The sequence below is a fragment of the Dactylosporangium sp. CA-233914 genome (genome assembly GCF_050942935.1).
GTDB lineage: Bacteria > Actinomycetota > Actinomycetes > Mycobacteriales > Micromonosporaceae > Dactylosporangium.
Genome location: NZ_CP192030.1, coordinates 1754958 through 1767778, shown reverse-complemented (window position 1 = coordinate 1767778; position 12821 = coordinate 1754958). Strand labels below are relative to the sequence as shown.

8 protein-coding genes are annotated in these 12821 nt (G+C 70.2%); 5 read left to right on the top strand and 3 right to left on the bottom strand.

All coding sequences use genetic code 11. The features are described from left to right. The first annotated feature begins 38 nt into the window (after positions 1 to 38). Positions 39 to 362, top strand: a complete 324-nt coding sequence (locus tag ACQPY0_RS08115) for a hypothetical protein (protein ID WP_432986500.1) — start codon at positions 39 to 41, stop codon at positions 360 to 362. A gap of 1763 nt (positions 363 to 2125) precedes the next feature. On the opposite strand, the gene ACQPY0_RS08110 is transcribed toward ACQPY0_RS08115, so the two are convergent. From ACQPY0_RS08110 to ACQPY0_RS08100, 3 genes are read right to left on the bottom strand one after another with little or no spacing between them, the layout of a single operon-like run. Next, complete coding sequence (locus ACQPY0_RS08110) at positions 2126 to 2758, bottom strand: PIG-L deacetylase family protein (protein WP_432986498.1); 633 nt, start codon at positions 2756 to 2758, stop codon at positions 2126 to 2128. Then, positions 2755 to 3549, bottom strand: a complete 795-nt coding sequence (locus tag ACQPY0_RS08105; RefSeq protein WP_432986496.1) for a sugar phosphate nucleotidyltransferase — start codon at positions 3547 to 3549, stop codon at positions 2755 to 2757. The genes ACQPY0_RS08110 and ACQPY0_RS08105 overlap by 4 nt, the downstream gene beginning before the upstream one ends. A gap of 8 nt (positions 3550 to 3557) precedes the next feature. Further along, positions 3558 to 4790, bottom strand: a complete 1233-nt coding sequence (locus tag ACQPY0_RS08100; RefSeq protein ID WP_432986494.1) for a methyltransferase domain-containing protein — start codon at positions 4788 to 4790, stop codon at positions 3558 to 3560. Between the two features lie 231 nt (positions 4791 to 5021). Here ACQPY0_RS08100 and ACQPY0_RS08095 point away from each other — a divergent pair, with 231 nt between their 5' ends. The 4 genes from ACQPY0_RS08095 to ACQPY0_RS08080 all read left to right on the top strand — a co-directional run bounded on the left by ACQPY0_RS08095 (position 5022) and on the right by ACQPY0_RS08080 (position 12815). Then, positions 5022 to 6053, top strand: coding sequence for an NAD-dependent epimerase/dehydratase family protein (locus ACQPY0_RS08095; protein ID WP_432986493.1), 1032 nt, complete (start codon positions 5022 to 5024; stop codon positions 6051 to 6053). Beyond that, a complete protein-coding gene (locus ACQPY0_RS08090; protein WP_432986492.1) occupies positions 6050 to 7243 on the top strand; it encodes a methyltransferase domain-containing protein in 1194 nt (397 codons plus the stop codon). Before ACQPY0_RS08095 ends, ACQPY0_RS08090 begins: the two co-directional genes overlap by 4 nt. Positions 7244 to 7438: 195 nt before the next feature. Further along, the gene (locus ACQPY0_RS08085; protein WP_432986490.1) at positions 7439 to 11134 is read left to right on the top strand and encodes a PQQ-dependent sugar dehydrogenase; all 3696 of its coding nucleotides are present in this window, start codon (positions 7439 to 7441) and stop codon (positions 11132 to 11134) included. 604 nt (positions 11135 to 11738) lie between these two features. Further along, positions 11739 to 12815 (top strand): hypothetical protein, encoded by a 1077-nt coding sequence (locus ACQPY0_RS08080; RefSeq protein WP_432986488.1) that lies wholly within the window; start codon positions 11739 to 11741, stop codon positions 12813 to 12815. Positions 12816 to 12821 lie beyond the last annotated feature (6 nt).

Here is a 12821-nt window from a genome sequence, read left to right as displayed (position 1 = left end):
CGCTGGAGTCCGAGCTGGCGGCAGCGACGGACCGAACGATGGCCCTGCCCATCCCCAAGCCCGCCGCAGACACCAAGCCCGAGGCGGACGCGGACGCCAAGTCGAAGGCGGACACCGAGAAGGCGAAGTCGGACGCCGGCAAGGCCCAGGCAGCGGCGGCGAAGGCCAAGACCGAGGCGGACAAGGCGAAGGCGGCGGCCGACAAGGCGAAGGCCGAGGCGGAGGAGACCGAGAAGCGGCTGGCCGACCTGCTCAAGCAGGAGGCCGAACTGACCGCCCGCCTGGCCGACCTCAACGAGGACGCGACCGCGACGGCCCCGTCCAACGGCAAGGTCACAGTCGAGGCCAACGGCACCCGCTGACCCCTCGCCCGGACCGCTCCCGTCCGCCACGCGCCCAGCGCCTTGCGGCCGACCTGTTCTCACCCGCCACCATCGCCCGGTCCGCGCATCGACGCGTCTCCGGCCCACCTCAAGACCGCCATATCGGACAATCCGCGCCGCGACATAACGGGCAGAACGCCCGGCAGTAGGCGCCCTTGCCCGCGCCCGCCAAGCGCCGGGCCGCGCGATGAACTCAGCCGCTTCGCGTCGCGACGTACAGCTCGACAGACAGGCTCCTGCTTGCGCTTGCCTGGCCACCGGTGCGCCCGCGTCGCGGCAGTTGAAGCCGCGCAGCATCGTCTGGACTCACATCGGTCAATGTGCCAGTGGCCGGCTCGGCGACCCGGGCAACGGCGGAGCCTCAACTCCGCCTGGTGACGACACCACGGTCACGCCGGCGGAGACCGTGCTCCCGCTCCGACTCGGCCCCTGCCACCCGAGGCGGCGAACGTGGGGAGTGACCGGCCCAGCGTCGTCGGCCGTGGTGATGTGGTCCAACCGCGCGTCCAGCAGGTTCCTTCACGCCGTCTGGTGGTAGACGGCGACGGCCGGCGAGATTCGGAGCGCGGATCACGAGGTGGACGCGACCCGGGTGATGCACATGGCGGCCTCCGCCTGTCCTGAGCGGGGCTCGGCGACGGCGAAGGATGCGCCGACGCGGCGGCGGGCCGACCAGTGGCGGGTGCCTGGGAGATCGGCTGCGGTGGCAGGGCGTCGCCGGAATGGCTCGGCTGTTGCAGCGGCCGCGGCGGCAGGGCATCGCCGGAACGGCTCGGCCGTTGCAGCGGCGGCGGTGACACGGCGGCGTCGCAACGGCCTGTCCGGTGCGGCGGTGGTGACGCTGCGGATCGGCAGCACGACGACTGGACCGGTCGGGAGCCTGGTGACTGGGCCGGTCGGGAGCGCGGTGACGTCGGTGCGGGCTGGGAACGCGGCGACAGCGAAGGTGTTGGCGAACGCTCCGGCGATGGTGCACGGGACACCGGAGGCGACGGTGGCCTCGACGACTGCGTACGAGATGTCGGCGGCGACGGCTGCGCCGGCGGGGCGGCGAGGTCGTGCGGGCGAGACGGTCCGGGCGGGGTGGACGCGGCCGGACCGGAGCAGGGGTTGGGCTGCGCCACCGAACCGCGGGAATCGGGCTGGGCCGGCGAACAGCCCAGGGTCGGGCGACCCGACGGACGGCGGGAACTGACCCGGGTAGCCGGACCGCGGGAGTCCGGCTGGGACCCCGGACGGCCGGAGTCGGTCTGGGCCGGCGGACAGTCCGGGGTGGGCTGGGTCGACGGGCGGCCCGGCCCGGGTTGGGTGGCCAGAGCGCGGCGGCGGGCGGCTCGGGCGTCCTGTTCGGCCCAGTGGGCGCTGATCTCAGCGGTGCGGGCCTCGGCGTCCAGACGGGCCAGCCGCTCGGCATGACGCGCCTCCAAACCGCGACGGCGAGCCTCAGCGAACTCGGCACGGACCGCACGGCGACGAGCCACACGACCCCGGTGCTCAGCCAGCATCGCATCCAAGCGGCTACGCCACTCCGACTCAGCGATCCCGGTCAGCACCTCACTCATGAGGACAACCTAGAACACGGGTACGACAAAAAACCGCCAGCGCGATCTTGAACTACTGGCGGTCGCCCTTATGCCCCGTCGGGCGAAAAATCCGAAAAGTCGTGGCGCGGCAGCGCCCGACTTTTCGTGCGGAACCCCGCGAACCCGGCCCGCCCGGTGAGGGCGAGCCGGGAAAGCGGGTCAGAAGGTCAGGACGGACTTGGTGACCGTGTACGCCTCGGCGTAGTGGGCCCGGCACTCCATGCCCCGGATGCGGGCCAGGCCCAGGAACACCTCGTCGTCCCACCAGTCGCGGGCCTTCTGGGACGGGAAGTGCTCGTGCAGCAGTGATACCTTGCGCCGGCCCTGGTCCGGCGTCAGCGGCACGTACACGTTGCGCCGGGAGAGGTCGCCGTCCCACTTCGGGATCTCGTAGTGCAGGACCAGGGAGTTACGGAAGGCAGTCGAGGCCAGCGTACCCAGCAGCCGGTGGTCCTGGTGGGCGTCGTCCGTCGACGGGGCCAGTACCAGGTCCGGCGTGCCGAGGCGGGCCGCGGCCTCCACGATCTCCTTGGTCTCGTTCCAGTGGGCCGGCAGCCGCCCGTCGGGCAGGTCGTGCAGGTGGAACGTCAGCGCGGCCGCCTGCGACAGGAACGCCGTCGCCGCCGCGCGGGCCTCGGCCTGGCGGGCCGGGACCCCGGTGGCCAGCACGTAGTCCACCGTCGCGCCGCCGGGCAGGGAGAGCAGCAGGCCGCCGGCGGCGATCTCGATGTCGTCCGGGTGGGCGCCCAGGGCGACGACGGACCGCACGGCGGAGAGCGAGAATCCGATCACGAGGCCGGACCCCGCATCGCGTCCCACAGCATCCACGGGCAGTTGCCGCTGCTGTACGCCTCCTCCATCTCCGCGCGGTCCTTGAAGGTGTCGATCGCGCGCCAGAAGCCGTCGTACTGCTGCGCCATGAGCTTGCGCTCCGGGATCAGCCGGTCGAAGGCGTGCGGGACCATGTCCTCGCCCTCGCGCAGGGCGTCGAAGATGCCCGGGCGGAGGATGAAGTACCCGCCGTTCTCCCACGTCATGAGCTCGCGGAAGTCGCGCACCCGGGAGACCGAGCCGTCGGCGTCCATCTCCACCACGTGGTGGGTCGACACCGGCGGCACCGCCAGCATGCTCACGGTCGCCTCGGAGTTGCGGAACCGCTCGACCATCTCGGGCAGCGGGGCGTCGGTGAGCGTGTCGGCGTAGTTGGCGAGGAACATGGGCTCGTCCTCGACGTACTTGCGCACGCGCATCAGCCGCTCGCCGATCGTCGCCTTCAGGCCGGTGTCGATGAACGTGATGTTCCAGCCGGTGATGTCCGTGGAGAACAGCTGGACGTCGCGGTCGCCGCCGGTGAGGGTGAAGTCGTTGGACAGCGTCTCGTCGTAGTGCAGGAAGTAGTCCTTGACGACCGCGGCGCCGTAGCCGAGGGCCAGGATGAAGTCGGTGTGCCCGAAGTGTGCGTAGTAGCGCATGACGTGCCAGAGCAGCGGCCGGTCGCCGATCATGGCCATCGGCTTCGGTGCGTTGTTCGTCCCCTCGCGCATACGCATGCCGAGGCCACCGCAGAACAGTACGACCTTCATGAGCGGGATTACCCCTCTACCTCGAGTGCGGGGATCGGGTACACCAGCTTGCCGCCCCAGTCCTTGACGTAGGAGAGCTGCGCGCTGATCTCGGTGCGCAGGTTCCACGGCAGGACCAGGACGTAGTCGGGCCGGTCGGCGGCGATGCGCTCCGGCGCGTGGATGGGGATGTGCGTGCCCGGCAGGAACATGCCCTGCTTGTGGGGCGAGCGGTCGACCGTGTACTCCAGCAGGTCCTCGCGGATGCCGCAGTGGTTGAGCAGCGTGTTGCCCTTGCCGGGCGCACCGTAGCCCACGACCCGCTTGCCCTCGGCCCGGGCCTGCATGAGGAAGGTGAGCAGGTCCCGCTTGATCGTGAAGACCTCGTTCGCGAAGCCCTGGTGCCCCTCGAAGGTGTGCAGCCCGGCCGCGGCCTCGGTCTCCAGCAGGGTCTTGACGGCCAGCGACGGCTCGCCGGCGTGGTCGGTGTGCTTGGCGTGCACCCGCAGCGACCCGCCGTGCGTGGAGAGCTCCTCGACGTCGACGACGGTGAGCCCGCCCCTGGCCAGGGCCCGGGAGGCGGTCAGCAGCGAGAGGTACTGGTAGTGCTCGTGGTAGATGGTGTCGTACTGCCGCCGCTCGATCAGGCGCAGCAGGTGCGGGAACTCGAGCGTGACGAGGCCCTCGGGCTTGACCAGGTTGGCCAGGCCCTGGGAGAAACCGATGATGTCCGGAATATGCGCGTAAACGTTGTTCGCGGCCACCAGATCGGCGCGTCCGTATTGTTCGGCGACGGCCGCCCCGGTTTCCGGACCGAGGAAACACACTTCCGTCCGAACGCCCTTTTCCCGGGCGACCGCTGCGACATTTCCGGCGGGCTCAACGCCGATGACGGGAATACCCGCGGCCACAAAATGCTGCAGAAGGTACCCATCATTACTGGCCACTTCGGCGACCAGACTGTCGGCCGTTAGGCCGAGCTTCTCCGTCATCGCCACCGCGTAGCGGCGGGCGTGCTCGACCCATGACGTCGAGTAGGAGGAGAAGTACAGGTAGTCGGAGAAGATTTCCTCGCCGGCCACGTAGGCCGGCAGCTGCACGAGCAGGCACTCGCGGCAGATGCGCACGTGCAGCGGGTAGAACGTCTCCGCCGCGTCCACCTTGTCCGCCGGTACGTAGCTCTCACACAGGGGAGACATCCCCAGGTCGACGAAGGTCTCGGTGAGCTCTGCCCCACACAACCGGCACGAGACAGCGGGCATGCGTTCCCCCTCAGATTCGATGGCGCTAGGCTGCTGGCCGGACAACCAACCCGCCGTGCGACGCGCAAGCTTAGATCAGAAGCCTGAACCCGGAACCAGTCGCCCAGAAACTAGCGGTTCGGTTCGCCCGGCGGTAAACGACAAAGTAAAAAGTCCGACAGACGATCCGGAGCCGTTTTGGGCGGCTTCTAGACTCGCCTTCCAACCCGCTGAACGTTCGGGAGCTAGCTCATGCGCGTACTCGTCACTGGCCACGACGGATACATCGGCAGCGTGCTGGTGCCGATACTCTGCGAAGCCGGGCACGAGGTGGTCGGCCTCGACACCGGACTGTTCGCGGACTGCGTCCTCGGACCCGCGCCGGAGGAGGTCAAGACCCTTCGCGTCGACCTGCGCGACGTCGAGCCGCAGCACGTGACCGGGTTCGACGCCGTGATCCACCTCGCCGCGCTGTCCAACGACCCGCTCGGCAACCTCGACTCCGACCTGACGTACGACATCAACCACCGCTCGACCCTGCGACTGGCTCGCGCCGCCAAGGCCGCCGGCGTGCCGCGCTTCCTGTTCTCGTCGTCCTGCTCGCTCTACGGCAAGGGCGAGGACGACACCCCGCTGGACGAGACCGCGGCCTTCCAGCCCGTCACGCCCTACGGCGAGTCGAAGATCCTCTCCGAGCAGGGCCTGCTGGAGCTCGCCGACGACGATTTCTCGCCGGTGTTCCTGCGCAACTCCACGGCGTACGGCTTCTCCCCGCGCCTGCGCGGCGACCTGGCGGTCAACGACTTCGCCGCGCACGCGCTGCTGACCGGCAAGGTCGTGCTGCTCTCCGACGGCATGGCGTGGCGCCCGCTCATCCACGTCAACGACATCTCGGCGGCGTTCCTGGCGCTGCTTTCGGTCGAGCGCGAGCGCATGCACGCGAAGGCCTACAACATCGGGCGGACGAGCGAGAACTACCTCATCCGGGACGTGGCCAACATGGTCGCCGAGATCGTGCCGGGCAGCGAGCCGACCTTCGCCGAGGGCGCCGGGGCGGACCTGCGCAACTACCGCGTCACGTGCGACCTGATCGAGCGCGAGATCCCCGAGTTCCAGCCGCAGTGGAACGTCAAGCTCGGCGTGGAGCAGCTGATCGAGAACTACCAGCGCTACGGGCTGACCATCGAGCAGTTCAAGAGCGAGACCCACCAGCGGATCAAGCGGATCAGGTCGCTGATGGACGCGGGCAAGCTCGACGGCAAGCTGCGCTGGACCAGCGCGTGAGCGCCCCGGCCGAGAACCGGTTCTGCGACGCCTGCGGCGAGGACCGGCTGGTCCCGTTCGCGGACCTCGGTGAGATCCCGGTGCTGTGCGGGGTGCACTGGGAGGCGCACGGCGACGCGGTCGCCTCGCCGGTCGGGCGGATGCACCTGGCCGCCTGCCCGCGCTGCGCCTACGTGCGCAACATCGCGTTCGAGCCGGGCAAGCTGGTCTACGACACGACGATGGACACGAACCTGCACTTCTCCCCCGCGTTCCAGAAGTTCTCGGCGGAGCTGGTGGAGAGCCTCAACGACCGCTACGACCTCAGCGGCAAGCTGGTGCTGGACATCGGCTGCGGGCAGGGCGAGTTCCTGCGCGAGCTCACCCACGCCAGTGGCGCCCGCGGGGTCGGCTACGACGCCATGTACGCGGGGGTCGAGGGCGAGCAGGGCGGCGCGACGTTCCACTGCGGGTTCGCCCCGCGCGGCGCCGGCCTGCCGAAGTACGACTTCTTCACCTCCCGCCACTGGTTCGAGCACATCGACGACCCCTACGAGTTCCTCGTCGACCTGCGCGAGCAGGCGAACGGGCGGCAGGTGTTCGGCTACGTCGAGGTGCCCGACGCCGTCTACGACCTCGCCACCGCCGGCTGGGAGGTCATCTATCCGCACGTGTCGTACTTCGACGCCTACTCCCTGGCCGTCATCTTCAGCCGGGCGGGCTGGACGGTGGAGTCGACCGGCACGCTGTTCTCCGGCATGTTCCGATACATCGAGGTCTCGGCCAACCGCCCGCGCACGGGCGGGCACGCGGCGTACACCGGCGAGCTGCCGTCGCTGCGCGCCCGGGACAAGCAGCTGGCCGCGATCGCGGGCTTCGCCGATCGCCACCACGCCGAGCGGCAGCGCTGGCGGGACACCATCGCGCGGCTGGGCGCCGAGGGGGCCAAGCCGGTGCTGTGGGGCGCGGGCTCGCGCGGCGTGCAGTTCCTCACGCTGGCCGACCGTGAGCTGCAGCTGGCCGGGGTCGTGGACCTCAACCCGCGCAAGTGGGGCCGGTTCCTGCCGGTCACCGGGCACCGGGTCGACCCGCCCTCGACGCTGACCGCGCTGCAGCCGAAGGCGGTCGTCATCACCAACCCGGCGTACAAGGAAGAAATCGCCAAATCGCTGGCGGATCTGGGCGTCACCGCCGAAATCCTCGTCGCATAAACAAAGCGCGCACCAAAGCGCTCCCTAGGGCCCCGCATTCGTACGAATGCGGGGCCCTCGCACGTCAGGAATACGACATATCTAAATCTGTGGTTACTGGCTAGTCTGGCCGGACCACCATTCGCGGCCGCGCCCCGCCGCATTCCCACCGCGGTTCACCGGCCGTTCACCCCTCACTCCAACGATGGAGGCCGCATGTCGCGGACGCGACGCGCGTTACGTTCGGCCCTGGTCGCGAGCCTCGTCGCCGCGGTCGTCACGCCGATCACCGCCACGGTGGCCGCCACCGCGGCGCTGCCGGCCGGATTCCAGGAGCAGGTCGTCTTCTCCGGGCTCACGCAGCCGACGAACATCGAGTTCGCCCCCGACGGACGGGTCTTCGTCGCCGAGAAGGGCGGCAAGATCAAGGTGTTCGACAACCTCGCGGACACGGCCCCGGACGTCTTCGCCGACCTTTCCGTCGCCGTGCACAACCAGTGGGACCGCGGCCTGCTCGGCCTCGCGCTGGCGCCCGGGTTCCCCACCGACCCCTCCGTCTACGTCCTCTACACCTACGACGCGCCGCTCGGGCAGACCGCGCCGGTCTACAACGACGTGTGCGCGGACGCCAACGGCGGGGCCTGCGTGGTCTCGGCGCGGCTGTCCAAGCTCACCGCGTCGGGCAACCACATGACCGGCACCGAGCAGCTGCTCATCAGCGATTGGTGTCAGCAGTACCCCAGCCACTCCATCGGCGACCTCAAGTTCGGCGCCGACGGGGCGCTGTACGTCTCCGGCGGCGACGGCGCGAGCTTCAACGCCGTCGACTACGGCCAGCTCGGCTCGCCGAAGAACCCGTGCGGCGACCCGCCGGGCGGCGCGATGACCCCGCCGTCGGCCGAGGGCGGCGCCCTGCGCGCGCAGGACGTGCGCTCCACCGGCGACCCGGCCGGGCTCAACGGCTCGATCCTGCGGCTGGACCCGGGCACGGGCGCCGCGCTGGCGACCAACCCGCTTTCGGCCTCCCCCGACGCCAACGCGCGGCGCATCGTCGCGCACGGCCTGCGCAACCCGTTCCGGATGACCGTGCGGCCCGGGACCAGCGAGATCTGGACCGGCGACGTGGGCTGGAACACCTGGGAGGAGATCGACCGCGTGGTGAACCCGGCCACGGGGCCGGCCAACTTCGGGTGGCCGTGCTACGAGGGCAACGCGAAGCAGGCCGGGTACGACAGCGCCGACCTGACTCTGTGCGAGAGCCTCTACGCGGGACCGGGGCAGACCGCGCCGTACTACACCTACAACCACGGCTCGAGGGTCGTGGCGAACGAGTCCTGCCCCTCCGGCGGCTCGTCGATCTCCGGCCTGGCGTTCGCGCCCACCGCGGGCGGCTCCTACCCGCCGGCGTACGCGGGCGCGCTGTTCTTCTCCGACTACAGCCGCAACTGCATCTGGGCCATGATGCCCGGCACCGGCGGCCTGCCCGACCCGGCGAACATCGTCACGTTCGACGGCGGCGCGAGCAGCCCGGCCGACCTGGCGATGGGCCCGGGCGGCGAGCTGTACTACGCGAGCCTCGGCACCGGCCCCATCGGCGGCCAGATCCGGCGCATCCGCTACTACCCGAACAACCAGCCGCCGGTCGCCGCCGTCACGGCCACGCCCACCTCGGGCAGCGCACCGCTCACGGTGAGCTTCAACGGCACCACGTCGTCGGATGCGGACCCGGCCGACCAGGGCCGGCTGACGTACGCGTGGGACTTCACCAACGACGGCACCACGGACGCCACCGGCGCGACGGCGAGCTACACGTACGCCACCGCGGGCACGTACACCGCGAAGCTGACAGTGACCGACACGGCGGGCGCGACGAACAGCAAGACGGTGACGATCACGGCCGGCAACGAGGCGCCGACCGCCTTCATCGACACCCCGGCAGCCGCGGCCACCTGGGCGGTCGGCGACACGATCGCCTTCTCCGGCCACGCGAGCGACCCGCAGCAGGGCGCCCTGCCGGCCTCGGCGCTGAGCTGGCAGGTGATCCTGCACCACTGCATCACGCCGGACAACTGCCACGAACACCCGATGAACACCTTCACCGGTGTGGCGAGCGGCACGATCATCGCGCCGGACCACGAGTACCCGTCCTACGTCGAGTTCCGGCTCACCGCGACCGACTCCGGCGGGCTGACCAGCACCGCCAGCGTCTCGGTGCAGCCCAGGACGGTCAACCTGGCGTTCGACTCCAGCCCGTCGGGGCTGCAGCTGACGGTGGGCTCGACCACGAAGGCGACGCCGTTCAGCCTGACCGTCATCCAGGGCTCGACGAACTCGATCTCGGCCCCGACGCCGCAGTCGCAGGGCGCGACGTCGTACGCCTTCGACGCCTGGTCCGACGGCGGCGCCCAGACGCACGTCATCACCGCGCCGGCAACCGCGACGACGTACACGGCCACGTACACCGGCAGCGCGCCGCCGTGCGGGGACTCCTACGGCTACACCTGCACCGCCGGGGCGCGCACGTGGGTGCCGGCCGACCAGACCGTGCTGAGCCTCACCGGTGACGACAACTACCAGCAGGTGGCCCTGCCGTTCCCGGTGACGTTCTACGGCCAGGCGTACACCAGCGCCTGGATCGACACCAACGGCGTGCTGAGCTTCACCGCCCCCGACGGCTCGTCGTGGAACCACGGCGCGATCCCGTCGGCCCCGGCGGCGAACAAGCCGAACGCGGCCGTCTACCCGATGTGGACCGACCTCAACGTCGACGCCTCGGCGAGCGTGCGCACCTCGGTCCTCGGCACCGCCCCGAACCGGCAGTTCGTCGTCGAGTGGCGCAACGTGCAGTTCTGGGACAACACCGCGGCCCGGGTGTCGTTCGAGACCGTGCTGGAGGAGAACAGCGACATCGCCGTGGCCTGGAAGGACATCGACGCGCTGCCGATCGAGCAGGGCTCGAACTCCACCGTCGGCATCGAGAACGCGGCCGGGACGGTGGCGCTGCAGTACTCGTTCAACCAGCCGAACCTGCGCTCGGGCAACGGCGTGCTGTTCCACCCGCCGACCGGCCCGCCGCCGCCCACCGGCAACACGCTGACGGGAGCGGTGACCGAGTCGGGCTCGGGCGCGGCGCTGGCCGGGACCCGGATCAGCCTGTCGCCGGGCGGGGCCACCGCGGTGAGCGGCGCCGACGGGACGTATCGCGTCGACGGCCTGGCCGCGGGCACCTACGCGGTGACCGCGACCGCCCCGGGCGGGCAGACGGCGACCGGCAACGCCACGGTCGGCTCGGGCCCGGCAACGCTCGACCTGCCGATCCTGCTCAGGGACTCGTTCGGCTACACCGCGACGCCGGGGCCGCGGACCTTCGTGCGGGCCGACCAGACGGTGCTCACCCTGACCGGCGATGACAGCTACCAGCAGATCACGCTGCCGTTCCCGGTCAAGTTGTACGGTACGACGTACACGACCGCCTGGGTGGACACCAACGGCGTGGTCACCTTCGTGCAGCCGACCGGCTCGGCGTGGAACCACACGGCGATCCCGTCGGCGGCGGCGACCGGCAAGGCGAACGCGGCGGTGTACCCGTTCTGGGAGGATCTCAACATCGACGCGTCGGCCAGCGTCCGCACCGCGGTCACCGGCAGCGCGCCGAACCGGCAGTTCGTCGTCGAGTGGCGTGACGCGCAGTTCTTCGAGGCCGCCAACACGCGGGCGTCGTTCGAGGTGATCTTCTTCGAGAACGGCGACATCGCGGTGGCCTGGACGGACATCGACGGCACGACATACGAGCAGGGCGCGTCGGCCACCGTCGGCATCGAGAATGCGGACGGGACGATCGCATTGCAGTACTCGCTCGATCAGCCGGTGCTCCGAAACGGTCAGGGAGTCCTGTTCCATCCGCCCGCTTAAATCAGCGGAACTCGGCCGGCGGAAAAACGCCTCGAAAACCGTACAAACGCCGCCCGGGTCTGGCCGGGCGGCGTTTGTGCCGTATCCGTACGCTCGGTTGCCGGTCTCGCCCGCACTTGGGTAACGTCACGTGCGCGCTCGCGTTGGGAGGTGCTCGGGTCGGATCGATGACGGCGGTATTCACCCCCGCCAGGGATCAAACCTTCAATGCCCCACGGGAGGAAGAAGCAAGATGCCCGCGATTCGCCCGCCGGACCGTCCCCGGTCCGACGGTGACCCAACGCCACCCCCGCGTCCCCCACGTCCCCCGCGCCCGCCTCGCTCGGAGCACCCAACGGGTGAATTCCGCCCCGAACGTCCAACGGGCGAATTCCGCCCGGAGCGCACGACCGGGGAAATTCGCCCGGAGCGCCCGACGAACGAATTCCGTCCGGAGCGCTCGACCGGAGAATTCCGCCGGGAGCGCCCGACCGGAGAATTCCGCCCGGAGCGCACGACCGGGGAATTCCGGACAGAGCGACCGACCGGGGAGTTTCGCCCCGAGCGTTCGACCGGCGAGCTGCGCCGGCTTCCCGCGGCACCGCCGCCCCCGCCGCAGCGGGGTATGTTCCGCAAGCCACGGTTCTGGCTGGCCGGGGCGGTCGTCATCGCCGTGATCCTCGGCGCGGTCGCCGTGGCGCAGTGGGCCCGGCAGCCCGGCGCCAAGGTCACGAGCGGCGACGCGTCGCCGACCGTCGCGCCCGGCCCCGAGAACGGCTTCGTCGATCCGGGCGGCCTCGGCGGTCTCGGCTCGGCCTCGGCGTCCGCCTCCAGGTCGGCCTCGGCCAGCGGCAGCGCCGGCAAGACCAGCGCCCCGGCGGTCGGCCCGCGGGTCGGCGGCGCCTTTCCCGGCCCCGGCAACACGGGCATCCCGAGCGGCACGAAGCTCAGCGCGTACAGCGGCCCGTGCACCATCGACAAGGCCGGCACCGTCATCGACGCCAAGACCGTCAACTGCGACCTGGTCATCAAGGCCGCGAACGTCACCATCAAGCGCAGCAAGGTCAATGGCGCGGTGATCCTGGACACCGACGTCTCCGGCTCCAGCGGCTGGTCCTACACCCTTTCGGACTCCGAGGTCGACGCGGGCGTACGACAGTACCCAGCCGTGAGCTACGGCAACATGACCATCCTGCGCAGCAACATCTACGGCGGCGAGACGAGCGTCCAGTGCGGCGAGCACGCGGTGTCGTGCACGGTGCAGGACTCGTGGCTGCACGGCCAGCGCATCCCCGACAACGCCAACTGGCACCTGGGTGGCTTCCTGTCCAACGGCGGCCGCAACATCCGCGTGAAGCACAACACGATCGTCTGTGACGCCCCGGTCAACTCGGTCGGCGAGGGCTGCACCGGCGATCTGAACCTCTTCGGGGACTTCGCGGTCATCTCGGACGCCATCGTGGACAGCAACCTCTTCGGCGCCACCATCAGCTCGTCGTACTGCCTCTACGCCGGCGACGCGGCCAGCAAGAAGTTCCCCAACGCCAATCACGTACAGATCATCAACAACGTGTTCCAGATCGGCAGCAACAAGAAGTGCGCGGCCTACGGCCCGGTCTCGGGCTTCAACCCGGCCGGCGCGGGCAACGTCTGGAGCAACAACACGTGGGAGGACGGCACCCCCCTGCATCCGGCGAACTGATCGAGT